The 25415-nt window shown below is 48.0% G+C and carries 20 protein-coding genes; 9 read left to right on the forward strand and 11 right to left on the reverse strand.

The genetic code is table 11. The features are described 5' to 3' along the window. Positions 1–32: 32 nt before the first annotated feature. Together ACWA2B_RS07795 and ACWA2B_RS07800 are read right to left on the reverse strand one after the other, a co-directional pair. Positions 33–1394, reverse strand: coding sequence for a GntP family permease (locus ACWA2B_RS07795; protein WP_318627650.1), 1362 nt, complete (start codon positions 1392–1394; stop codon positions 33–35). Between the two features lie 131 nt (positions 1395–1525). Next, positions 1526–2224, reverse strand: coding sequence for a GntR family transcriptional regulator (locus ACWA2B_RS07800; RefSeq protein WP_165147990.1), 699 nt, complete (start codon positions 2222–2224; stop codon positions 1526–1528). 193 nt (positions 2225–2417) lie between these two features. On the opposite strand from ACWA2B_RS07800, the gene map reads away from it, so the two are divergent. Both map and ACWA2B_RS07810 read left to right on the forward strand, forming a co-directional pair. Then, complete coding sequence (map, locus tag ACWA2B_RS07805) at positions 2418–3164, forward strand: type I methionyl aminopeptidase (protein ID WP_013308498.1); 747 nt, start codon at positions 2418–2420, stop codon at positions 3162–3164. Between the two features lie 700 nt (positions 3165–3864). Further along, positions 3865–4827 carry a glycoside hydrolase family 26 protein gene (locus ACWA2B_RS07810; protein WP_342425581.1) on the forward strand — a complete coding sequence of 321 codons (963 nt, stop codon included), beginning with the start codon at positions 3865–3867 and terminating at the stop codon, positions 4825–4827. Between the two features lie 156 nt (positions 4828–4983). On the opposite strand, the gene ACWA2B_RS07815 is transcribed toward ACWA2B_RS07810, so the two are convergent. Both ACWA2B_RS07815 and ACWA2B_RS07820 read right to left on the reverse strand, forming a co-directional pair. Next, on the reverse strand, positions 4984–5481 hold the full coding sequence (locus ACWA2B_RS07815) for a CcdC family protein (protein WP_029514725.1): 498 nt from the start codon (positions 5479–5481) through the stop codon (positions 4984–4986). A 167-nt stretch (positions 5482–5648) separates the two neighbouring features. After that, positions 5649–6125, reverse strand: coding sequence for a disulfide oxidoreductase (locus tag ACWA2B_RS07820; protein WP_449291877.1), 477 nt, complete (start codon positions 6123–6125; stop codon positions 5649–5651). A 236-nt stretch (positions 6126–6361) separates the two neighbouring features. Here ACWA2B_RS07820 and ACWA2B_RS07825 point away from each other — a divergent pair, with 236 nt between their 5' ends. Beyond that, the gene (locus ACWA2B_RS07825) at positions 6362–6988 is read left to right on the forward strand and encodes a nitroreductase family protein (RefSeq protein WP_165147993.1); all 627 of its coding nucleotides are present in this window, start codon (positions 6362–6364) and stop codon (positions 6986–6988) included. A 104-nt stretch (positions 6989–7092) separates the two neighbouring features. Here ACWA2B_RS07825 and mprF read toward each other — a convergent pair whose 3' ends face one another. Next, entirely contained in the window at positions 7093–9735 is a 2643-nt protein-coding gene (gene mprF / locus ACWA2B_RS07830; RefSeq protein ID WP_449291878.1) for a bifunctional lysylphosphatidylglycerol flippase/synthetase MprF, read from the reverse strand. A 212-nt stretch (positions 9736–9947) separates the two neighbouring features. Between mprF and ACWA2B_RS07835 the strand changes: the two genes are divergently transcribed. From ACWA2B_RS07835 to ACWA2B_RS07845, 3 genes are all read left to right on the forward strand, one after another. Next, positions 9948–10709 (forward strand): AAA family ATPase, encoded by a 762-nt coding sequence (locus tag ACWA2B_RS07835; protein WP_029514729.1) that lies wholly within the window; start codon positions 9948–9950, stop codon positions 10707–10709. 249 nt (positions 10710–10958) lie between these two features. Continuing rightward, on the forward strand, positions 10959–12161 hold the full coding sequence (locus tag ACWA2B_RS07840) for an MFS transporter (RefSeq protein WP_449291879.1): 1203 nt from the start codon (positions 10959–10961) through the stop codon (positions 12159–12161). 219 nt (positions 12162–12380) lie between these two features. After that, positions 12381–13433, forward strand: coding sequence for a lactonase family protein (locus ACWA2B_RS07845; protein WP_449291880.1), 1053 nt, complete (start codon positions 12381–12383; stop codon positions 13431–13433). Between the two features lie 119 nt (positions 13434–13552). Here the strand turns inward: ACWA2B_RS07845 and ACWA2B_RS07850 are convergent, their stop codons facing one another. Both ACWA2B_RS07850 and ACWA2B_RS07855 read right to left on the reverse strand, forming a co-directional pair. Continuing rightward, positions 13553–14509 carry an ArsR/SmtB family transcription factor gene (locus ACWA2B_RS07850; RefSeq protein WP_039270301.1) on the reverse strand — a complete coding sequence of 319 codons (957 nt, stop codon included), beginning with the start codon at positions 14507–14509 and terminating at the stop codon, positions 13553–13555. A 270-nt stretch (positions 14510–14779) separates the two neighbouring features. Then, positions 14780–15745 carry a hypothetical protein gene (locus ACWA2B_RS07855; protein WP_449291881.1) on the reverse strand — a complete coding sequence of 322 codons (966 nt, stop codon included), beginning with the start codon at positions 15743–15745 and terminating at the stop codon, positions 14780–14782. Positions 15746–16019: 274 nt separating this feature from the next. On the opposite strand from ACWA2B_RS07855, the gene ACWA2B_RS07860 reads away from it, so the two are divergent. Both ACWA2B_RS07860 and ACWA2B_RS07865 read left to right on the forward strand, forming a co-directional pair. Continuing rightward, complete coding sequence (locus ACWA2B_RS07860; protein WP_342425582.1) at positions 16020–16652, forward strand: NAD(P)-dependent oxidoreductase; 633 nt, start codon at positions 16020–16022, stop codon at positions 16650–16652. Between the two features lie 33 nt (positions 16653–16685). Further along, on the forward strand, positions 16686–18290 hold the full coding sequence (locus ACWA2B_RS07865) for an NAD(P)H-hydrate dehydratase (RefSeq protein ID WP_449291882.1): 1605 nt from the start codon (positions 16686–16688) through the stop codon (positions 18288–18290). Here the strand turns inward: ACWA2B_RS07865 and ACWA2B_RS07870 are convergent. Continuing rightward, positions 18274–18768, reverse strand: a complete 495-nt coding sequence (locus ACWA2B_RS07870) for a hypothetical protein (protein ID WP_165148014.1) — start codon at positions 18766–18768, stop codon at positions 18274–18276. The genes ACWA2B_RS07865 and ACWA2B_RS07870 overlap by 17 nt on opposite strands. Positions 18769–18938: 170 nt before the next feature. Between ACWA2B_RS07870 and ACWA2B_RS07875 the strand changes: the two genes are divergently transcribed. Next, complete coding sequence (locus tag ACWA2B_RS07875) at positions 18939–19775, forward strand: HAD hydrolase-like protein (RefSeq protein WP_029517887.1); 837 nt, start codon at positions 18939–18941, stop codon at positions 19773–19775. A 183-nt stretch (positions 19776–19958) separates the two neighbouring features. On the opposite strand, the gene ACWA2B_RS07880 is transcribed toward ACWA2B_RS07875, so the two are convergent. The 3 genes from ACWA2B_RS07880 to ACWA2B_RS07890 form a co-directional block, all read right to left on the reverse strand. After that, positions 19959–21710, reverse strand: a complete 1752-nt coding sequence (locus ACWA2B_RS07880; protein WP_449291883.1) for a methyl-accepting chemotaxis protein — start codon at positions 21708–21710, stop codon at positions 19959–19961. 166 nt (positions 21711–21876) lie between these two features. Beyond that, positions 21877–22908, reverse strand: a complete 1032-nt coding sequence (locus tag ACWA2B_RS07885) for a ribonucleotide-diphosphate reductase subunit beta (protein WP_029517885.1) — start codon at positions 22906–22908, stop codon at positions 21877–21879. Between the two features lie 20 nt (positions 22909–22928). Then, positions 22929–25262, reverse strand: coding sequence for a ribonucleoside-diphosphate reductase subunit alpha (locus ACWA2B_RS07890; RefSeq protein ID WP_449291884.1), 2334 nt, complete (start codon positions 25260–25262; stop codon positions 22929–22931). Positions 25263–25415: the final 153 nt, after the last annotated feature.

The following is a 25415-nucleotide window of genomic DNA, read 5'->3' on the forward strand; positions in this document are numbered from 1 at the left end:
CCCCTTCACTTACCGTTATTAGCTCATTAACGTTAAGTTAACACACTCAGCAGCATAATCAAACCGAAAGCGACCAGGGAGAGGATGGTTTCCATAACGGTCCATGATTTTAGAGTCTGCGGAACCGTCATATTGAAAAATTCTTTAATCATCCAAAAACCGGCGTCATTCACATGAGACAAGATCAGCGACCCTGCTCCTGTAGCAAGGACGACCAGTTCGACATTCGCGCCGGGTGTAAGTGCCAGCACAGGTGCGACAATACCGGAGCCTGTCGTCATCGCGACTGTCGCTGACCCAGTGGCTACACGAATGAGCGCAGCGACCAGAAAAGCAAATACAATCACATTCATATGGGCTCCTGTAGCGACCGCTGCAATGGCCTGACCTACACCGCTGTTGATCAATACCGTTTTAAATGCACCACCGCTCCCGATAATTAAGATAATAGAGGCTGTTGGTGCCAGACATTCACTGGTAAAACGGGACAAGTCCTCTTTCTTTAGACCACGTGCATAGCCTAGCGAGAAAAAAGAAAACACGGCCGCAATCAGTAATGCCATAACCTCATCACCAATGAATTTGAAAAATACAGTGAGCGGATGTGTATTGGCCGGGTCTACAATTTCAGCGACTGATCCGCTAAGCATTAGAATAACAGGTAACAAAATGGTGAACAAAGTAATCCAAAAGGGAGGCAACGACCGCCCCGTCGTATTTCTGAACTGCTCGTCCAGCCTCTCGGAAGGTCTGACCATGATTCTTTTGCCAATCCAAGCGCCAAAGACCGGGCCTGCAATAATGGCGGATGGGATGCCCACGATGAGTGCATATCCTATCGTGCGTCCAATATTGGCGTTAAAGGCTTCAATCGCGATCATCGGAGCCGGGTGGGGTGGTAAAAGGCCGTGTACCGTCGATAGTCCTGCCAGCATTGGAATACCGATTTTCAGCAGAGACATGTTCATTTTACGGGCAACCGTGAACAGGATGGGAATTAATAAAATAATACCAACCTCAAAAAACACCGGAATTCCCACGATAAAGCCTACGATCATCATCGCCCAATGAACGCGTTTTTCACCAAAACGATCCATCAGTGTAGTCGCGATGCGTTCGGCACCGCCAGATTCTGCCATCATTTTACCGAGCATTGTGCCTAAACCGATCACGATGGCGATGGAGCCAAGTGTACTGCCGAGCCCTTTGGTGATGGAGGCAGTAACTTCATGACCAGGCATCCCGTTAACCAGTCCGAGAAATACCGACGAAAGCAGCAGTGAAACGAAGGGATTCCATTTGAATTTAGCAATCAGCAAAATCAAAAGAATGACGGTAACTAGCGCCCATATGAGCAGGGACGCGTTATGGCTTAAGCCGAATAATGTGTTCATGAAGGTATGCCTCCTTATTCTTATATGTATAGCTAAATGTATACTTGTCGACAACTTCAATTAAAAGAGAGCCGCGCCAGCGAGAAACGCATAAAGCGCGGTACATCTGCTCTTTGTCACGCATATTGTGGCTAGGACGATGTCTTTCTTCTGTAGGGAGACAGGACGCTATCGTTAACCGCGTTGCGGGTATCTCGATAATGATCCTCAATAAATCCTGACAACTCCTGAGCATCCCCCTGATTTAAAGCGTTTGCAAAGGTTCGATGTTTGTGAATCGTGACTTGTGATTCTTCGATGTTGGACGCAAATCGTTGTTCTGTTGCAGCTAACATGACCGTCAGGATTAGCTGTCTCATGCCATTCCAGGTATGAAGAATACGGGTATGGCCAGCTTCCAGAACCAGAGCTTCATGAAAATTAAAATCCTGAAGAGAAAATTCAACGACATCCCTGTACTTGAGAGCGACTTCCATTTTGTCAATCATCTGATTCAAAACAGTCACCAATGTGGCATTATCACTATGTACATACCTTTGTACAACAAAATGTTCAATCAGCATTCGCACATCGAATAGCTCCTCCATATCACCGGGTGTCATGCCGACGACAATCGCCCCCATGCGCTCCAAACGGATCAGTCCTTCGCCTGAGAGTGCCTTCAAGGCTTCACGCACCGGAGAACGACTGGTACCAAAATCGGCAGCAATCTGATTCTCAGATAGCACAGTGCCTGGTGTCTGAACGCCGCGTATAATCTGAAGCCGAAGTTCACAAGCAATCCTTTCCCCAAGCGATGCGCCCTGTAACCAGGTTGTTGGATATTTCATAGGATACTCCTATCTAGGAAATGATTTTGCATACTGGTATACAAGTTATGGAATATTATATACCCCGTTTAAGATCCTTGTAAACGGTATCAGTTGACATCGGTTCCATTTCGCTGCTTTTAGCGTTACAATAGAAGCAGAAAAAAGAAGCAGTGAAAAGTGGAACGAACACGGAAAAGAAGGAGACCGTTTAATGATTATCATTAAAACCAAAGAACAAATTGAAAATATGAAAAAAGCTGGAGACATTTTGGCTGCTTGCCACCGGGAAATTGCCAAAATGATCAAGCCGGGCATTACGACACTGGAAATTGACGCCTTTGCGGAATCCTTTATGAAGAAGCATGGCGCAACACCGGAGCAAAAGGGCTATAACGGCTACCAGTTTGCAACTTGTGGCTCACCTAACGATGTGATTTGCCACGGCTTTCCGAATAAGACACCGTTGAAGGACGGGGACATCGTGACGATCGACATGGTTGTGAACCTGAATGGCTGGCTGGCAGATTCCGCTTGGTCGTATGCGGTGGGTAATGTGTCTGAGCAGGCGCAAAAGCTGCTGGATGTTACCAAGGAATCGCTGTATAAAGGGATTGAGCAAGCCGTTATCGGTAACCGGATCGGTGATATTTCCCATGCGATACAAACCTACGCGGAAGCGGAAGGCTTCTCGGTCGTACGCGAATTTATTGGGCACGGTATCGGAGAAGAGATGCATGAGCAACCGCAGGTTCCACATTACGGACCTCCACACCGTGGACCACGCTTAAAAGAGGGTATGGTCATTACAATTGAGCCGATGCTCAACACAGGCACATACCGCAGTAAAATTGATGCGGACGGCTGGACCGCACGCACGTTGGACGGCGGCTTGTCTGCGCAATACGAGCATACGCTGGCCATTACAGCAGAGGGTCCGATCATTTTGACCCAGCAATAATAAAAGCAGGCATCCACCGCAAGCATACAGACTACCGTGGTGAATGGTCTGGACATATTACAGAAAAGGGGCTGTCCAGAGGACAGTCCCTTTTGCTACGTGCATTCTATAAAGGTCCAGTACAAAAAAATTGCTGCGGCGGGTGAAGAACCTGAGCTTTTAGCCCGGAACATTCGTGCCTTACTGCGGGGAATAATGGTTTCACCTCCAAAAACCGATTTTGGCCAAAAGGCGAATATCGGTTTTTTTCATTTCATGAGTGCCAGGCCACCATTTTAACGAAATATACACTATGCCATCAGAGTGATCAGCTTAGTTCTGGACGCTAGGATACGCTAAGTGTGTGATTATGAATCTTCTATATAGTACAAAAATAACAATAATTTGAAAACAAATTCATAAGAATGAAATGAAAAAATTTCCTTTATTACACATTTAGTCCCTACCACATTTTGCAGAAATTGTTTGTTCATTGTTATATGAATTATTTTTTTGCTCTAATAGAACTATTTCAACTTTTTTCCTTGATGTCGATGTAATTGAGGATCACAAAAACGTATTCCTTTAGGAAGATGGAGATCCACTCGCTAAAACGAAAAACATGTAGGTTGCGAGTCAGATTGTCCTAGGGGAATATCGGTCACATCTTAAGTCTTGCGATTACAAACAGCAAGATATAAACATCAGGAGGATAACCATTATGAATTCATTCAAGAAAACGAAGAGCTTGATCAGCGCCCTGACCGGGGCTGCATTATTATTCTCGCTACCAATGACGGCAGGCGCGGAGAGCAATATCAACTATACTGGCATGTTCCTGGGCTATGACGGTAGTGTAAACACCAGTCCTGTCTGGACCTACAACCCTGACATCGTCTCCTATGATCTGCTGAACTGGAACCAGGGGGGAACCGATGCAGCCTCCATTACCTCCAATAGCGCCTCCGCCATCCAAGCCTTGGGGAAAATCGTCACCGTTTCCACCCACATGCCCAATCCCCAGGGTGGAAATGTAAACGCCCCGATGTCTGATTCCGATTTCGAGATCTTGGCTAATACAGACATTTCATCCATCAATTCGTCCAGCCCCGCATGGCTGCAAAATTATAAGGCCCAGGTTGACAATGTCGTGACCGGCCTGCAAAAGTTTAATTCATCCCCCGTTTACTACAGACCCTTCCATGAAATGAACGGAGGCTGGTTCTGGTGGGGGGACAAGAACACGACGGACTATAAGAACCTGTACATCAATCTGTACAATTACATTGTGACGACCAATGGCATGTCCAACGTCAATTTTGTCTATGCTCCAAATAAAGGAGCCAACGCGGCTGCTTATTACCCCGGCTCCAGCTATGTCACCTGGATTGGCATCGACGCTTACAGCGACGATCCGTCCAATGACAATGAAATTAAGATGGCTTACAATGACATCAAAGGACTTGGAAAAACTTATGGCTTCTGCGAAATTGGACCAGCCGTGGGTGGCGACCATGTGGATCGCAACAATAATCAGCTCAAGGAATTCGATTATTCGCTTTGGAACAAGGCCCTGAATGAAATCTACACCGGAGCAAGCTTCTTTATCACCTGGGACGGCGCTTATGCTCCGCAGAACAACATAAACGGCAGCACGCTGTTTACAAAAGAAAGCTCCCAGTAAGTGCCTAGCGCCCGGCGTCCGGGCAAGACGGAAATGTAGCCTCCGATAGACTAAAAAGACGAAAAGACCAAAAAGGCACGGCCTCCTGGCTGGGAGAACGTGTCCTTTTTTGGTCTATACAGCAATATGCTAGCAAGCATGTTAAAAAACCGTTGGTCAGATGCGGACTTCTGTCTCGTCCGGAACGAATTGACGATATTGAAAATACATACGGAGCCGCCAGTGTAACAAGGTGCCGAAGGCTAGGATGAAAAATAGCCCTGCTGTCTGCGGAATGGTAATGTAATGCTGAATAAATTCATGCAGTAGCAATCGGACGATCAGCAGGCTGAATAGGATAAAGAAGAAGGTACGTGAGCGTTGCACGAAAACCAGCCCTTCTTGCAACTCAAATTTGGTGCTGCGGATCAACGGGTAAGAAAAAATAAACCAGCCGACCAGAAAGGCGCCCAGCGCCCAAAGCCAGGGAACCCGTACTTCCGGCACCACGAACATCATAAAACCGGTGCTCATGCCGAGCGGAGGGATGATGATTTTTTTGGCATTAATCGGGCGATGACCTGTCTTCATACGGATGAAAATAGCCGATATAGCGATTAAGATCATACCGAAGGTTGCGCCATATTGCAGCAATGGGGTGCTAATATGAAACATGGACTGGCCCCCTCTATAAGGAATATAAGCGTTATTGGACAGACTGCAAACCTTTCACATTATACCACATATGCAATGGATATATTTAGTTACAGTCTCTCCCCCGGCAAGCGGATTATACGCCTCTTGGTGATAACACTGGCCCTATAATTGGGTCTCTTTCATACTTATGCGAGTTCTGTTGCTTGTACCTCTCCCTGAGCTGACTTTTTCTCCTTTCGTATGATATAACCCATGGCTACAATAATAAGGATAAAGGCGATCAGTGCGAGAAAAGGAATGGTGATGAAATCGAACCAGTTTAGGTAATCCTGTTCACAGGATACTCTGCCGCAGGAAGTTGAAGTTTGCGTAGCTGCCTTGGCAGCTGCATGGATGCGCTGAATGGTAAAATGATAGGCCGAAATCGCACCTCCAATGATAGCCAACGGCATGACATAACGGAGTATCCCCGAATCCCCTCGAAAATAGGCGATCCCGAGTAGAAGGGTCAGGGGATACATCAGAATGCGCTGAAACCAGCATAGCTTACAAGGCTCATACCCCAAAATCTCGCTGAGATACAGACTGCCCAAAGTTGCCACACAAGCTACAACCCAGGCGGCAAACAAAGCAATATCTGTTTTTTTAAACGATCCAATCATAGTAACGCTCCTTTTTTAATTCAAATGAGAACAAAATGAACTCATTATGTCTTGTCCCATCGGCAGGCATCTGCCGATATGTATGTCTTTATCCGTATTGTACTGTATTTTGAGTGCAGGGTCATACTTAAACATATTGACATGACTAACTATCATTTTTATAATTGCAGTAGTTTGGGAAGTTAATGAGGATTCAAGTTAGATATATATCATAAGAAATTAGGAGTGTGCCCAGAATGTCGAGTAGTCCAAAAAATGAAACCCTATCTACGATTAGTGAAAGACACGCGGTAAAGAGCTATGTTAAGGATTTTAAATTGCCAGAGGAAGATTTGGAGGCTATTTTGACTGCGGCGGTAGAAGCTCCTTCCGCTTGGAACCTTCAACATTGGAAATTCCTTGTTATCGAAAGCGAAGCGGACAAGCAAAAATTGCTGCCTATCGCCTATAATCAGGGCCAAGTAGCGGAAAGTTCCGTTACGATTGCCGTATTGGGTGATTTGGAAGCGAACCGCAACACCGTCATTTATGATCAGGCGGTAGAAGCAGGCGCACTGCCAGCGGAAATCCGTGACGCATTGGTAGGTCAAATCAACGGCGCGTACCAAAACCCGCAAGTAGCTCGCGATGCAGCCATCCTGAACTCTGCTCTTGCAGCACAAAATATTATGTTGGCTGCTAAATCTCTGGGCTACGACACTTGCGCAATGGGCGGTTTCATTCCAGCACAATTGATCGAGCAATTCAATATTCCAGCGCGTTACCTGCCAACCCTGCTTATTAGCGTAGGTAAGGCACAAGTGCCAGCACGTCCATCAGGACGTTTTCCACTCTCTGAAGTTGTTGTAAAAGGCAGCTTCTAAGAAGATTTGTGAATATAAAAGGGTGTTCCAGCAACCGTTCGTGGTTGGGGAACACCCTTTTTCACATCGTGTTAGGCTACTAAAGTCCTGTTGTCAGCCTTTGTTTAGTCCGAGCGCTTGGATACGAGATATACCAGCTCCAGCGTCAGGATCGGTAGAAAGACAGAAGCCGGATAGGCCAGATAGCGCGGCTCCCATTGCGGCTTGAACTTATCCTTAAAGCGCCGCAGCCCCTGAAAACCGTAAAAATGACCCCCGTATTGGAAAACAAGTCGAGCCAGCTTTTCCTCGCGCAATGCCTTTTCACTTTGTCCTACCTGGGACAGCGGTGCCATTCCCAGATTAAATGTCGTATATCCGCTCTCCTTGGCCCACTCAATGACCCGTGAGAATAAATAATCCATCGTGCCATTTGGCGTGTCAGGCAAGTGGCGCATCAGGTCAATGGAGACCGTCCGTCCATGATCATAGGCAGGGGCCATCGTAGCGAAAGCGATGACCTTCCCTTCAGAGTCCTTTAGCAATGCAATCGGAGCCAACTGAAGATAGGATTCTTTGAACCAGCCGAGTGAATATCCCTTCTCCTTGCGCCCGTCCAGCCAAATATTCGAAACCTGACGCATCTCCTCAATCAGTGACGCCTCTAGAGGCGGTTGGATGATTTCGAACGAGTAGCCATCGCGGTCAAAGCGGTTTTTGGCGCTGCGTAGCGCTTGATTGCTTTTGCCCGTCAGTGTAAAGGATTCCAGCGGCACCAGTGCTTCCTCGCCCAGTTTGAAAAAGCGATAGCCGTTCTCGTGATAGATGGACAAATACTCCGGCGATGCCTGATAAAATACAGCCGTTAACGCATACCGATCTGCGAACCGCTGAAATTCCTGAATGGCTTCACTCACACGTTCTTTTGGACCGAGTGGGTCACCTAATACAATCAGTTTGTCCCGGCTACGAGCGTAGGGAATGACAACCTGTTCATTTTTGGTCCAATACAGATATTTATCGCCCAGAAAAAGCATATGAGAGACGAGATTACCACCCTGCCGTTCCAAAAATTCTTTTAGCTTATCCAGCTCCTGCTCGTCGGGTAGATTAGCGATGCTACGCTGAGGTCGAAGAAAGAAATATACCGTCAGGAATACCCATGCCAAAATCAGACTAAACACGGCGGTAACTCCGTAATCGCTGCGGTTCATAAAAAAGTCTAGATGGACCTTGGCATGCAAATGGCGCATAAAGGGAGTGTTGGAGCCTGCCCCAATGATAAAATAAGCCCCGGTTACGAGTAGAGATAATCCACCCCATATTAAAATGTTGTGCCGATTCAGCGGCGCACTGACCCGATAAAACCGCGAACGCGAAATCCATAGCATTAACGCCACAAACAGTAGGAATAAAGCTTCTTCAAAATCCAGACCTTTAGTGAAGGTGAAAATAGCTCCTGTCAGAAGCAGTATCAATGTCAGTCGTAATGCTCTGCGAATACGCAGGGAGATTCCATGGGACAGGACGACAAGCATAATTCCGATGATGACCGAGATTTCATGCGACAAGCGCATGACGGGCAGGCTGAGCAAATGCTCAGCAAAACGAAGCCGATATAACAGACCGGGCGTAGCTGCCGACAAAAGAAGCACCACGCCGGATATGAGTACCAGCTTACCAAGCGCCCATACCCCTAGATCGGCCAAAAACCGGAATTGACCAGGCCAGCCCCATACCTTCTGCCAGGCATTAAGGGAGTAATCCCAACCTGTCTCAGCTAGCTGATTCAGGCGCTCGTTACGCGGAATCATTTCCAGCGCGGCTAACACCAAGCCGATGAGCCACGGGATGATGTAATAAAAGACGCGAAAGACCAGTAGGACAGCCAGTGCCCGATCTGAGTTGGCTCCCGCCATTTGCAGCCCGAGCAGGGCAATGATGTCGAATGCCCCGACCCCTCCGGGTGCAAGACTGATTAACCCGGCAATCGCGGCTATTACATAAATGCCGAACACAGCATGCATCGGCAGTTCATGGAGCAAGTGCGAGCCGATCCATGCAAAGGTAAGGCCAGCCAGCAGCCATTCCAGTAGGGAAGCACTGATGGAAGCGGAGATGGTGGACCAGGAAAGCTGTCCTTCTCCCTTGTTGAACCATGTGGAGTACCGTTTGGAGCGCTGCATGATCAGGAATAGCGGTAGGTACAATGCCATTCCCCACAGCGCCCAATGAAGCCACGGGTGAGCATCCAGTACAGGCTGTACCGGATACAGATGAACAATGGCTCCCCAAGCCAGCAAAGATAGTCCGGTAATGACGACTGGCGAAAGAAACACGACCGCAGAGGTGATGACACCCAACGGCACACCGCTTTTCTTATACAGCACTGTGCGAAGTCCCGCTCCTGTAAAGCCTGCAAAACCAAAGACATTATTAAAGGTATTGGAGATCCAGGCGTAGCGAAATGTTGTTCCAGGCTTGACCTGAAGCTTGAAATGATGTCTGATTACGTAATCATATGCACTCATAGCCGCCACAGCAACCAGTGAGAACAAGCCAATCTCGATGAGAAAGGTGGCATCCATTCGCCGCAGCTCATGAAGCATACGCGCCAGATTAAAGTCTTTTAGTTCTCGTCCCGCCTCCCATATAATAAAAGCCAGTACAGCCAACGGTAGCAAAATACGTGTCAATCGCTGCCTGTAGATGGTCATTATGAACTGTACGATTTTAAAAGACTGAATCGGTTTGTGATTAGATTTCATAGATTCACCTGCTTGGAAAAGAATGAGATATACACGGAATGAGGTGCTTAGATTTCATACCCGCTGAACATTACTATATATTATACCTGTAATAATCGCTTCAATAACAACAGAAGGGTTACGAAATGGGATTTCAGATTGATTGCTGTAAATAATTCCAATATAATGATGAAAAACCTAGTGAATTGCTTGGCAATGGAGCTGAACTGGACATGAGTATATGGGACCGTAATCTTTTTATACGTCGCCTGGAGCTGATATGGCCTCCAGATGCGGACAAGAGCCAATATCCGTTTAACTTAAAAGCCTTACACCAGTGGAACGAACTCAAATTTCATCCTTCCGTCACCTATATTATTGGAGAAAATGGCGTAGGTAAATCGACGCTTATGGAGGCAATCGCGGTCGCGTGGGGATTTAATCCAGAGGGAGGAACTAAAAATTTCAATTTTTCTACACAAGCCACGCATTCCTCACTGTATGAGCATATCCGGCTGGTGAGAGGGGTAGAAAAGCCAAGGGATGGCTTCTTTTTCCGGGCGGAGAGCTACTATAATGTGGCGACTCACATCGACGAGCTGGATCGAGAAGGAGGAGGGCGACCGATTCGAGATTCCTACGGGGGTAAATCGCTGCATGAGCAGTCGCATGGCGAGTCTTTTTTTGCTGCCTTTGTGCATCGGTTTGGAGGGCAAGGATTGTATATTTTGGATGAACCGGAAGCTGCATTATCGCCTTTGCGCCAGATGGCCATGCTTGCACGGATTCACGAGCTGGTGCAGCAGGGCTCACAGTTTATCATTTCTACTCATTCCCCTATTTTGATGGCGTATCCAGATTCCATCTTGTATCATCTGACACATGAAGGGATCGACACCCGGACGCTAGAGGAAACCGATCATTTTATCATTACGAAACAATTTCTGAATAACAGGGAAAAGATGATACAGGAGCTATTCGAAGATCCACAATAAAGTTCGTAGGGACCGCCAGACCGTTCCAGAAATTCATCCTGGTCGTTCGTTATGAGAGGGACAACATCGCCATTTCAAGTTGTTCCTTTTTGCTGTTCTGCCCAAAGGAAAGATTCAGGGTTATCGGAAGTATTTTATGATTGTTATTTGTCCTTCTCTCTATTAATATAATGAAGAGTTTTGCTGGAATGGTTGCAAAATAAGATTTTCGTATACGAAATAAAGAACCTGAGGAGGACAAAACGCTACATGTCAGATTCACAACAGTTGAAAATGGGGCCGCTGGTCATTTTGATGATTAATATGTTTATTGCCATGCTGGGAATTGGCCTCATTATTCCGATCCTTCCCAAGTTTATGAGCTCCTTGGGAGGCAGTGGTGAAACGGGTGGTTATTTGGTTGCCGTGTTTGGCTTAACCCAATTCCTGTTTTCGCCGTTAGCGGGAGAATGGTCCGATAAATACGGACGTAAAAAAATGATTATTATCGGTTTGGTAATCATGACGGCGTCTTCTGTATTGTTTGCGATTGGGGAATCGTTAACCATACTGTATATCTCCCGTTTGCTGGGAGGTGCAGGAGCAGCTTTTATGATTCCTCCGATGATGGCCTATATTGCTGATATTACAACGGTCCACAATCGCGGTAGAGGAATGGGATTGTTGGGTGCCGCCATGTCTCTTGGCTTTGTGATCGGTCCTGGTGTGGGCGGCTTGCTGGCAGATATCTCGATTCGTACGCCCTTATATGTTTCGGCGGCCGTATCGGGCGTAGCTGCACTGATTTCCTTGATTATGCTGCCCGAAACCTTGTCGCTGGAGAAACAGTTGAAGTTTCGGAATGTCAAGGCCAAACGGGATAATGTGATTAAACAGTTTGCCCTTTCTTTCCGCAAGCCTTACTTTATGCTGCTGATTATGATATTCACGCTAACCTTTGGATTGACGCATTTTGAAACGATGTTTCCTTTCTTCGTGACGGGCAAGTTTCATTACAATGAGCGTGATATTGCTATCATTATTACCGTAGGAGCACTGGTCGGAACCGTGATTCAAGCTGTGGTCATTAGCCCGATGTTGAATCGTTTTGGCGAAAAAGGTGTCATTATCGGTTCCTTTCTGTTTTCAGCGATTTCCCTTGTGCTTATGCTGCTCTCCGGCAACTTTTATTATGTACTCGGGGTATCGCTTATCTTCTTTACCGCTACGTCGTTGCTGCGGCCAGCTATTAATACTGCTTTATCCAAAATGGCGGGGGATGAGCAGGGAGTTGCAGCCGGCATGAACAATGCTTATATGAGTATTGGTAATATTCTGGGGCCTGCACTTGCGGGTAAATTGTTCGATGTGCATATCAATTTGCCATATATTTTTGGGGCAGTCATCCTCATCCTTAGTTTGGGGCTGGCTGTAAAATGGAATAGCAGAGATACGCAATCCACAGCGGTTTAATGTTGTTCTTGTCGTAAATTTAGTCTCTTTTGGTGTGAACTGTGACGTTCTTATGAACCACAGATGGCGCCGAAGGAGGCTATTTTTTTGCATACATTGCGAAACGTTAATGAAACGACAGAATCTTGGGTAATAATGCATGATGGTTTTACAACAAGACAAATAGTAGAGCTAAAAGCCAGATAATATGTAAAAAAAGCTAGAAGGAGCTGAGAGCCGATGGAAGAGCGAAATGAGCAGCTATTTTATACAGGAACTTATGCGTCTCGTCAGGAAAGAGGAATATATGTATGTGCTTTGAATGTGACCCATGGTGATCTGCGCATGGTTGGAGGTGTGGAAGGGATGGAGAGGCCCTCTTTTCTCGCGCTACACCCGGATGGGACAAAGCTGTATGCTGCCAGTGAAACAGAAGGAGGTGAGCTGTATGCGTATCAGGTGAATACCCAGACGGGGGAATTACATCCTTTGGATCGCAAAGGGACAGAGGGAGCACATACTTGCTATGTTTCCGTAACAACCGATGGACGATATGTGCTGGCTTCCAACTATTCAGGCGGCAATGCCGTTGTGTTCCCTGTGACGGAAGCTGGAGGATTAGGAGACATGTCGGGGCAAGTTCAGCATACCGGCTCAGGTATTCGCCAGGACCGTCAGGATGCGGCACATCCGCATTCGATTATTCCAGATCCTTCAGGACAGTATGCCCTGATATGTGATCTGGGGCTGGATCAGATTGTGGTATACCGTTTGACAGAGGATGGCAAACTGGTGACCCATCGTGAGACAGATCTGCCACCTGGTTCTGGACCGCGTCATCTGGTTTTTCATCCTTCGCGTCCATATGCTTTTGTCGCCAATGAGTTGAACAATACCGTCGCTGTGTTTAGTTATAACGAACGTAATGGTGAGCTTACATTGCTGCAAAGCCTGTCCACACTGCCAGAAGGCTTTATAGATGTAGAAAATACGGCAGCCGATATTCGGATTACGCCCTGTGGGCGCTTTTTGTATGTGTCAAACCGCGGCCATGACAGCATCGTGCTATACCATGTCGATCTGGACAGCGGCAAGCTGAAGACGGTTGAATGGGTGGAAACCTTCGGCAGCACACCGCGTAACTTCAACATCTTATCCGGTTATCTGGTAGTAGCGAATCAGGATGGAAACAATATCGTATCCTTTGCCATCCATAGTGAGGATGGACGGCTGACCCGAACGGGATATGTGCTGGAGGTTCCTTCACCTGTATGTATTGAACCTGTTCGCTAATCGGATAGCACGTGGCAAAAGAGTACGATATAAGTGAATGAAAAAATAAAACACGGCGCTTTGTTTCCCATGAAAGGCATGGGCAAAACGCCGTGTTCAGGTCTTGAAGTGGCCTAAAACTATTTGCTGCTATCGCCAGCTTCTACCGTTACTGTTTTGGTATGATTTTCTGCATGTTTGTAGTACAAACGGAACAAGATGTCCTGATTGTAGTTACCGAATCCGGTGCCGAACAGAGTAACCCCTCCCACATGCTGGGCATCATCCAATATGGCAATACGGAATTTCCATTGTTTCTGATCAATCAGCACTTGGCTTAAAGTCACGTCAGAAATTTGCTTCCCATCCATAAAGGTACCCTCGGAGGTAACGCGAAGTCTTTTGAGGAGACCATATTGATTGATAAAATCAGGCCACCATGCAGGTGTGTATTTACCACGGTTATCCCCGAAATCCCCTGGGCTGGTCCATGTACCCAAATTCACATCATTTAGGAAAAAAGTGATATCTGAAGGCCAATTATCATTGGTAAAAGGGGCCTCGGATGATAGTTCCATCGAAATTTCCAGTTCCTCAGCTTTTTGGCTGGACAGTAGGAAATTCGGCACCTTATAATCCATATATCCTTGGCTGAACCATAGAATTTTGGAATTGAAGCGCTCAGGGTCCAAGAACGAACGAGGCTCATCGAATTCACCAATGATCTTTTCGACGGTAGCCAGTCCGCAGGTCGCCTGTATTTCAAAATCTGTAAAATGTCCGACGGAAATCTCTGTCTGATGGAATTGCCGTACATCCTGCTGATAGCGTGGCATGGCGATTTCAATTTTGTCTGTTGCCAGTGAGCACACTTTCTGTACCCCGCCTCGTCCAGGCAGCATTTTGGTCGAAATAATGGACGCTCTCTCCAGTTTCTTGACATGCATCGTCATAATCGCACTGCTGAGCCCCAACGCTTCCGCCAGCTCACGTATATTCATAGGCTTCTCCGCAAGCAGAACAATCATGTTTAGCCGAACCTCACTGGCCAGCGCCTCATAAACGGGAAGTGATTTTTCAGAAATGTCCAGTTGCATAGTTCCTCCAATTCTAACGCACATCATAAATTGATGGTAGTTTAACATATATGGATTTTTTTCAATAATAATACATATAAAACGATATGATTTACATTTATATAAACAATATACCCTTTCCTTGATCATTGGCACAAGCCTAACCCCACAAAAATCCAAAAATTGTTCAAAAAACAGGACACCCCATAAACTCTTTCTTTGTTGTTGGGATGTCCTGTGATGGTATGTGATTTGCAGGTAGGATACGGGTAAAGGCATGTCCATTGGTGTTTAGGATCGGATATGTTCTTCTGCCAAAGAAGAGTCAGCCGTTTTATCTTTATCTGCTGCGCGTAAATCCTGATGTTGAGAAGCATCTGCCTTGATCAAGCCGGGATGACCAACATAAGGACGATCACTGCGAGAGCGGCCTCGGGTAAGTCGGAAGCCGATCAAGAACAGCACAAGCTGAACAGCCAGTATGTAGGGAGACGCTTCCGGTCCGATCCATTGAAGCAGGGCGACAGCGGCGATTACCAAGCACAACAGGCTTGTTGGAAAATGGGATGCCGTCACGTCCAGATCATTTTGCCTGCGCAGGGTCATCAGCCGGTACACATACAGTAGGGCGATCAAGCCTGAAACGAACCTCATCCATGCACACCCTATGAGCCATGAGGCAGATTGTGCAGTGTCGGGCAGACTAACATCAACATGGCTGGAGGCTGTCAGTTCCACAACCAGCCTTGTGACCAACCAGACGATTCCTGCCAGTGCCAGCGGACCAGCTGCTGGACGCAATAGCTTCCACAATGCTGTTCCCCAGCCCGGAGCATGAGATTCCAGCAGAACAAGACGCCGTTCCTCAATGAGTTTGTTCATTTCACGCTCCAGTGATTTGAGAAGCAATTCTCTGCGGAACGTATCACATTCCCGGAGGGATGCTTGAACCTGCTCTTGAAGGTGAGGGGTCAAATAGGGAGCAGCTTTGGCTTCCTGAAGAGCGTGGATGAGTCCGTTCTGGTACTGCTTTTCGCTGTTATTGAACCCGTTCTGGGTAGCGGTTTGGAGACAACCAGCTAATCGTCCATAGATACGCAGCGATTCCTGTAATTCTTCCAGCCGCTGCTGACGCGAATTTCGAAGCTGGGCTGCACTGTGAACATACAGCCATACCAGCAAAGACAACGCCAGCAGGAAGGCAATCAGACCGGGTGAGATATATGCGACTAACGCCGCGAAGTCCGTCGGGGACACCCGCAATCCCTCCTTCCATTGTTCTTTCTACACTATTGCACAGACCACACAGGCATTTCAAGGGCTTGTATATCTCTGACCAAGATATATGAAGTATTTTTTGGTAAAATAGACAACATTACAAGCAGGAAGAGGAGATTCGTCATGAATAAAAATATAGAAAATGCAACAGAACATCATGAGACATCAAATCGATATCTTGCACGGGTTTAAGCTGGAGATAAAACGGATAAATAACAGTAAGTAAATTATAGACAGGAAGAAGGCAGTGAATATGAAGGTTATTATTTTCGGGGCAACAGGAACAATCGGCAAAGCGTTAGTAAAGGAAGCTATCAAGCGTAAGTATCAGGTGACGGCGGCGGTGCGCGATCCGCAACGTATGACAGAGCAAAGTGAATATTTGACTGTGGTTCAAGCGGATATTCTGAATCCAAATTCTGTTACGGATGTGGCCAAAGGGCACGATGCTATCATTAGCGCATACGGTCCCAAGTTTGGAGAAGAGGAAGAACTGCTCGAAGCGACTCGTTCTTTGCTGGAAGGAACTCGGCGTTCTGGCGCGGAGCGCATACTTGTCGTTGGTGGAGCGGGAAGTCTGAAAACAGAAAACGGTGAACGCCTCATGGATACCGCCGAGTTTCCGGAGGAAGTGAAGCCGCTGGCGGCTGCCCATGCAGATGCACTGGAGCTGTATCGCGCTGCGGATGTAGACTGGACCTATTGTAGTCCTGCCGGAATGATTGAAGCAGGAAAACGTACAGGACAGTTCCGTATTGGTTTGGATCATTTGGTGGTTGACGAATTAGGCCATAGCCGTATCTCGGTCGAAGATTATGCGGTAGCCCTGATTGATGAGTTAGTAGAAGGGGAATTTGTCAATTCCCGTTTTACGGTTGGATATTAATAAGCAGGGATAGCCATACGGGAGGCGAAAAGCATGTATATGGTGACCGCCGAAGAAATGCGAGAATTGGATCGCTATACAATTGACAAGCTGGGTATTCCGGCCCTTACCTTGATGGAAAATGCCGGGCGCGCGGTAGCTGACGAGGTATTGAAGCTTTCACACACTGGGCCGGGGGATATACCGGGACATGGCGGTGTTGTACGGACAGAGACGTGGAGTCAAGGACGACATGACTTACGGGAACGAGAACACTGGTATATCCTCGTAGGCAAAGGCAACAACGGTGGTGACGGACTGGTGGCGGCCCGCCATTTAACCGATGCAGGGCTACGCGTCACCGTTGTGTACGTCGAGCCGCCAGACACGCTGCGGGGTGAGGCGGCTGCGCAGCGCGATATCATCGCGGCTCTGGGTATCCCGGTGATCCTCTATGGCCGGGATACCCTCGACCTGCGCGGCGCCTCCGGCATCGTCGATGCCCTGCTGGGCACGGGCACGCAAGGCCCGCCGCGCGAACCCTACGCCTCGCTGATCCGCGAGGCCAATGCCAGCGGCGTGCCGCTGGTGTCGGTAGACGTGCCTAGCGGCCTTGACGCCGACACAGGTGCACTGCACGAGCCGTGCATTCGTGCGCGCGTCACCGTATGCCTCGCCTACTTGAAGCGTGGGCTCGTCCAATATCCAGGCGCCGGGACCGCAGGCGATGTGGTGGTACGCTACATCGGTATTCCACCCGGCCTTGCCCGTGAGTGCGGCGTGCAGCTGCAGCTCTTGACCCGTGACACGCTGCGCGCTGCGCTGGACGTGGATGTAAGCCGCAGCCGCGTGCCGGATGGACACAAGGGCACCTACGGCCACGTTCTGGTCGCGGCTGGAAGCCTGCGCATGAGCGGCGCGGGCTTGCTGGCCGCACGTGCCGCCCTGCGCATCGGCAGCGGCCTTGTCACGTGGGCGGTGCCCGAAGCGCTGCTGCCGCGCGTCATTGGCGCCGCGCCGGAACTAATGCTCGCTGCCGCAGTAGCAGGCGGAGACGGCGAATGGAACGCCGACTCCGCAGACGAGCTGCTACAGCTCGCGCAGGCACGTGATGTGCTGGCCGTCGGCCCCGGCCTCGGCCGCTTTGCAGGGGACACCGGCTGGCTGCGCCGCCTGTGGGAGGAATACGGCGGTCCGCTTGTGCTTGATGCGGACGCCTTGAACATCCTCGCCTCGGCGGGGCCTGAGCTGGAGGCTTGGAAGCCGAGAAGTGCGGCGGTCGTACTGACGCCGCACCCCGGTGAAATGGCTCGTCTGCTGGGCATACCGACAGCAGAGGTGCAGCGTGACCGTATCACCCATGCCCGGGAGTACGCCCGAACACGTGGGGTCACGCTGGTGCTCAAAGGAGCGCGCACGGTCATCGCTTGTCCCGATGGAACGGCCTACGTTAATACCACAGGCCATGCTGGGATGGCGACAGGCGGTGCGGGCGATGTGCTAACAGGCATCATCGCAGGTTTGCTGGCTCAGGGCCTGAGTGCTTCGCAGGCAGCAGCTTTTGGCGTGTATTTGCATGGTGCGGCTGGAGAAACAGCCGCACGTCATCGCCAGCATCCTGCCTCTGTGATCGCTGGGGACATTATTGAAGCCCTATAGGCCATAGCAGCAGTGGCAGGAGGAAGGCCAGCATGATCTGTAATCCATATTCACGGTTCAGCCAGTGCCTTCCTCCATAATACAGCAGTGTAATCCCTGCACCTGCTATGCCGTTGCTCCATGAAATGCCCGTTCCGGCAGGCGACATCAAAGAACCTAGCAGGAGAAAGACACTGAATCCTGCAGCGAGGTATAGGGTGAGCTGCTCGGGCTTGCGAAGCCAGGGTAAAAGATCGCATAGCGCATCAGCGACAAGAGCGGCAGGAAGGGCAAAACCATAGGCCCACAGCTGCGCGGTCAGTTCACCACTATTGCCTGCTATAGTCAGAGGAACCCCTATTACTTCCTCTGTCAGATAGCAGTAGACCCATAAGAGACCAAAAACCAATCCTCCACAGGCCAGTTTATTCAGCGCATAACAACCAAGCTCCATCCGCCAAGGCATTTTGGAATTAAATTCATTCCAAGGCTGTCTCATGTTGCGACTCCTCCTCTGATCACACTCGGTATTCACAACCAATCAAGGAATTTATTTTCAATTACAATCCGCTTACCGTTTACGACATTTCAGTTTACGTTAGCTGTGTATCATGTTCCTAAGCAAAATAAAGATTGCGGATAGCCGCGGTACGGAAAGGCGGGGATTGCATGATACAGGCGGTTATTTTTAATCTCGAAAGTACATTGTTAGACCCCGGAGGACGAGGCTTAACCCAGGGAATGCGTGATATTTTCAGATGGAAAGGTATACAGGTAACTGAAGAACAGGTATCTCATGGGCGAGGAATGCCGATCCGGGATCATATTGCGAATGTGCTGGGACTTTCAGAGGTTCGGAAAAAATGGCTGGAGTGCTTTGGTGCGCATCCTGGCAGAGTGGATATTGAGCATATTTATCTTGAGCTTGTCCCTGTTCTCCGCTCCTTGATCCAAGGGGCTGAGCCTGCTATCGGTATAGATAGGGCGCTGCAGGAGTTGCAGGATCGTCGCATTCAGTCAGGTGCCACTGCATCCTGTCCAATGGAGATGCTCAGTCACGTATTTACGCCTGCGCAGTCACCCTATACGCTGGATTGTATGGTTGCCCCTTGTGAAGTTTCGCAGGGGAGACCTTATCCGTGGATGATCTATGAAATTGCACATCGCTTGCAGGTATTTCCGCTGAGCGATATTGTGAAAGTAGGAGATACAGCAGCCGATATGCAAGAAGGACGGAACGCCGGTGTATGGACGATTGGTGTCTTGAACCATAACGAAAGCGTGACGACCGTAGCTCAAACGACCAGCCATGAAGCGGAAGACAGAGTGGCTGAGGAACGGCGCAGACAGAGTGTATATGGTTTGAAAAGAGCAGGAGCCCACATCGTGATGAACTCGGTCGCTGACTTGCCGCGTATTCTGCGTGAAATCGAAATGCTCCAGCATACGGGAGGCTATCCTTCTTACACAAAACAGGTGAAAACAGCGGCGCTACCTCCATCATAAGAACGGGTATGATTCTGGGTTGCTTGAATACACACTTCTAGGTTATATGTATGCACCTACTCGGATAAAGGTGAACTCTGCTCGGCTTTCAAAACATAATAATGGAGCATTCGCTACGTTAGCGAATGCTCCATTTTAGTTTACTTTTTTTGTTTAGTTGAATCGAATCCAGCATCATATTTACTATTCAGCGTTTTTTACCCGGAACTGGTCGGCATGACGCTGCAGATTGTTTGATAGTGTGGTGAGATTGCGGGCTACTTCGGATAGTTCTTTTACCGCTAGGGCCTGTTTCTGAGCGCTTGCTGATACATCTTCTGTCATTCCGGCAGTCTGCTGTGCCGCGCTGGCTGTGTGATTTAAATGTTGATCTACGCTGTGACGTACCTCTTGCATCTCTGCCGTCAACTGAGCCAGATGTGCAGCTAACTCCTCAACTTCCCGTGAAACCTGGGTGACTTTGTCAACAGACTGTAGACATGCTGAAATTTGGGTTTCTTGTTCATTGACGGTCTTTATGTTTTCATCAAATTGATCACCCATTTGCTCAATTTGCTCAACAAAGCTGCTTAAGATTTCGTCGATTTCACGAATCGATATGGCGGATTGTTGGGCAAGTTGCCCCATTTCATGAGCGACCACAGAAAAACCCTTGCCAGCTTCGCCTGCACGTGAGGCTTCAATAGATGCATTGAAGGACAAAATCTGCGTCTGCTTTACGATGCCCTGTACCTGTTGACCGATGTTAGCTGCCTCGCGGGATTTTTCGGTTAACGCGTGGGACATGCGTTGCATCTGCTTGATACGCAGGGCGCTTTCTCGTCCTTTTTCTAATAACAGTTCATGCTCACTGGCTACCTGATTGCGAACCTCATTGAGATGATGGGCTGTATCCGTGAATTGCTGCACATGGCTTCCGACTTCATCCAGCGTTTGTCCTAATCGGTCAGATTGTTGAACTGATTCCACCGCTTGTTCTGCTTGGTTAATAGAGACATCGGCAATTTGCTGGAGCGTACGGGACAGTTCCTCAGTCTGATGGAGTGTCCCCTCCGTTGTCACGACGATATTCTTCGAAGCATGCTGGAGTGTACTTGAACTGCTTTGAATATCCACAATCATATTCGACATGGCTTCCACCATTTTGTTCGTCAATCCGCTGATTTCGCCTAACTGATCATAGGTTACTTGAGGCGATGTAACCGTAAGGTTGCCGTCGGCTACTTGCTCCAGTGTATTTTTAATAAATCTCACCTGACGCAGTATCCGCCGGGTTACCAGCATCATAGCCGTAATGGAGATGATCAGAATGATGGAGATAACAGGAATAACTAATCGGTAGGCCTCGGGCAAGGTATGTTCGTATACTTCAGTCACAGAGGACAGGGATCTATCGATTCCCAAATAACTAATGATGGTTCCATCTGTATCCTTAATGGGAGTAAAGGAGGAAAACATCGTCCCCCACTCAGGGTCCGTTGTAATATCTGTAGTCACTGTTTCCCCTTGTTTCAATTTCTCTTCCGTTTCTTTAAGGGTAAAACTTACAGGAGTTCCGAATGGACTGTAGTCTTTGTCGTCCCATGCGGCTCCATCTACCGTAATTTTCCACTCATTGCCCACACGGTTGTACATATAGATGTACAGGATTCCAGTTTGCAGCCTGAGCGTATTTAACTCGTTACGAAGTTGTTTATACTCGCTACTTTGCTCCGATGAATCCGTATTTAAGCTCTTGACTGCGGATTTGTCCAATAACTGGGCCGTGTTCTTTGCCAGCGTTTCATTATTTAGCTGCATGGTTGATAGAGAAGCATTCTGGATAGATTGATTGGTCGTCCACAGAACAATGACGCCAATCACTATTAAAGGAATGAGCAAGATGAAGTAGAGTTTGGATTGTAATCCCATTCTTTTTTTAACGCTTCTTTTCATAATATGCTCCTTACTATGTTTTTTTTACCTTCATATATATCGTGTACAAATAGGAAAATATGAATAGTTATTCAGATGTTTCATGATTTTTTTTGCGTATTTGCGTAAATTCTCATGAAAAAAGCCTTAGCCCGGTAAGTACCGAGCTAAGGCTGTATCTTATGACTTACAAATCGTCAAATCCGTTGTCATCTCCGACCTTGCCATAATTGCGTGATTTTGCTTCAAAGAAGTCCGTTTTTGTCGCATTCAGCGCTTCATCTGAGAATGGTTTAATCCAAGGCATACAGTTTACATCTACGCCTTCGTACGCTTTGTCCATACCAAGCAATCTCAGGCGCATATTTGCCATGTATTTGATGTAATCGCTCAGCTCGTTCAGGTCGATGCCGCGAACCTCTTTGAGCGTATAATGCGCCCAATTCGTTTCCAGCTCCACAGCGCGGTCAATCATACGATAGACATAGTCCGTATTTTCCTTGGTATTCAGCTCAGGGAAATCAGACAACAGCTGCTTAAACACTTCGGCAAAGAAGTAGCAATGCTGATTTTCATCACGCTGAATATACGAGATCATTTGGCTGGTTGCCATCATTTTCTGATCACGGGCCAAATTGTAGAAGAAAGCAAACGTACTATAAAAGAAAATGCCTTCCAGAATCAAATCGGCTACCATCGCTTGGAAAAAGGTTTGCGGGTTCTGCTCATCGCGGAACTCCTGGTAAATGTCCGAGATGAATGTGTTACGCTCCAGCAGGACAGGATCGTTTTTCCAGTATTCAAAAATTTCCTTCTGTTCCTGATCTGACACCAAAGAAGACAGAACGTAGGAGTAGGACTGGTTATGCACCACTTCCTGCTGCCCGATAATCGCTGAAATAGCTTCCAGTGACGAGTCGGTAAAATAGCGTTTTACATCCCCGACAAACATCGTTTGCATCGAATCCAGTACAGCCAGCAGGCCGATGTTAATTTTAAAGGTGCGCTGTTCTTCGGCATCCAGCACAGGGAATTGGGACGCGTCCTTGGACATCGGAATTTCATCTGGAATCCAGTGGTTCAGCAGTAGCACTTTATACAATTTGTACATATGTGGCATCCGAATATCGTTCCAATTCAAAATACCGGAGCTTTCGCCTTCAATAATACGGGTAGAGCGATTTGGCGCTTCCGTGTTAAAAATCTTCTGTAACTGCATGAGAGCTTCTCTCCTTTAGTTTAGGATGCGCAGCTATCACATTCTTCAATCGTCAGTGCGCGGCTGCGTACATAATAGGTCGATTTCATACCTGATTTCCAGGCATGGATGTGCAGCTCTAAAAATTCAGTTGCTTTAATATCAGGCCGTACATACAGGTTAAAGCTTTGGCCCTGGTCAATATGACGCTGACGTGCAGAAGCCATGTTGATCGAAGCGTGTTGATCCAGCAAGAAAGCCGTCTTGTAGTACCAGATAGTTTTTTCGTTCAAGTCAGGTGCAGGGTTAGCAATCTTGTAAGTTGTTTTCTCTTCATAGGAAAGCAGCTCATACAATGGATCAATGCTGGCGGTAGAGCCTGCAATAATAGACGTGGAACCGTTAGGCGCGATGGCGAACAGCCATGCGTTGCGGACACCGTTTTGTTGGACTTCTTCTGCAAGCTCACTCCACTCGGAGGTAGTGACAAATTTGCCTTCGCGTGTACCATCTGTATAGCCACGGGAAGTGAAATAGTGCCCGGTAGACCAGTCAGAGCCCTCGAATTTGGCATAACGGCCTTTTTCTTTCGCTAGCTCCATGCTGGATTTGACGGCCAGGTAGTTAATTTTTTCATACAAATGATCGTTATAGGTTACCGCTTCATCGGATTCCCAACGGATACCTTCCAGTGCGAGTAGATGATGCAGTCCGAATGTACCCAGACCGACAGCGCGATATTGGCTGTTCGTATATTGTGCTTGCAGTACTTCAATGTTGTTGATATCAATAACATTATCCAGCATACGTACCTGAATCGGCACGAGGCGATCCAGCACACCTGCCGGAACCGCACGAGCCAGATGGATGGAGTTCAGGTTGCACACCACAAAGTCGCCAGGAATTTTGGAAATAACGATGCGTGTTTGTCCGTCCTTGGTGACCAATTCTTCTTTTTCCACTACAGTTGCAGATTGGTTTTGCATAATTTCCGTACACAGGTTGGAGGAATACACCATACCATGGGCGCGGTTCGGGTTGGCCCGGTTTACCGTATCACGGTAGAACATGTAAGGCGTACCTGTTTCTAGTTGTGACTTCATCAGGCGCTTCATGATGTCGATAGCAGGCACCGTAATACGAGAGAGAATCGGATGCTGCGACGCCTCTTCGTATTTCTCGCGGAAGGTACCTGAACCGAAGGTTTCATCATAAAAATCTTCCAGTCCCAGTGGACGACCGTTGTCATCTTTCCAGCCCATTACTTTCTTCACTTCATGCGGACAGAACAGATTCCATTCGCCCCGTGCTTCGACCCGCTCCATGAACAGATCGGGCAGACATACGCCATGGAACACGTCATGTGCACGCATCCGCTCGTCACCGTTGTTCAGCTTCAGGTCAAGGAATGCGAGGATGTCCTTATGGAATACGTCCAGATATACGGCAATTGCACCTTTGCGAGTACCCAATTGGTCTACGCTAACAGCTGTATTGTTCAACTGGCGAATCCACGGAATGACGCCGGAACTTGTATTTTTATGTCCACGGATATCGGAGCCACGCGCCCGTACTTTACCAAGGTATACGCCGATGCCGCCGCCCATTTTGCTAAGACGGGCTACATCCGTATTGGAGTCGAAAATACCTTCCAATGAGTCGTCTACGGTGTCGATAAAGCAGCTGGAGAGCTGTCCGGCCACCTTTTTTCCGGCATTGGACATAGTTGGTGTAGCTGCTGTCATGTACATGTTGCTCATCGCCCAGTACGCTTCTTTGACCAGCTCCATCCGCTTGTCGGCAGGCTCTTGGTGCATCAGGTACATCGCGATGATCATGTAGCGTTCTTGAGGCAGTTCCATTACGCGTCCGTCAAAATCGTTGGCCAAATAGCGCTCAGACAGTGTTAACAGCCCGATATAATCGAACAACAGGTCATTTTTCGGCAAAATGGAATCGCCCAACTCATCAATCTGCTCCTTGGTATAGTAGTCGAGCAGTTCTTGACGGTAAATTCCTTTTTGGACCAAATCAGTGATCAGTGGATAAAAAGCGCCGTAAGGCTCGTCCGCATAGGATTTGTAACGGCGGTGAGTAGCCGCTTTTTTATACAAGGAAGTGAGCAAAGCACGTGCAGCGGCAAATTTCCAGTCCGGTTCTTCCTTACTAACCAATTCAAGGGCAGCCATTGCAAACGCGTTGCTAATGTCATCCCCCGTGACTTCGTCCCGGCGCAGCTTGCTAGTTACACCGCGAATGAGTCGATCCTTATCCAGCTTGTCCAGTCCGCTGAGTACACGGTCGGCATATAAGGAGATGCGTATTTCGTCAAAAGCCAACTGGCGATTGTTTGGTTTGGTTACGAGTTGTGGCATAGGATTAATTCCTCGCTTTCCTGATTTGGAATCATACTTGGGAATAGGCATGAAAATGATCATGATGAGAAGATAATGGCGAAAAAAGCGATTGGTCAGACAGCATTTGGGGGCTGTATGTAATCCAATAACATAGAAATAGCGATGTACCTG

The organism is Paenibacillus sp. CMM36 (genome assembly GCF_053570945.1).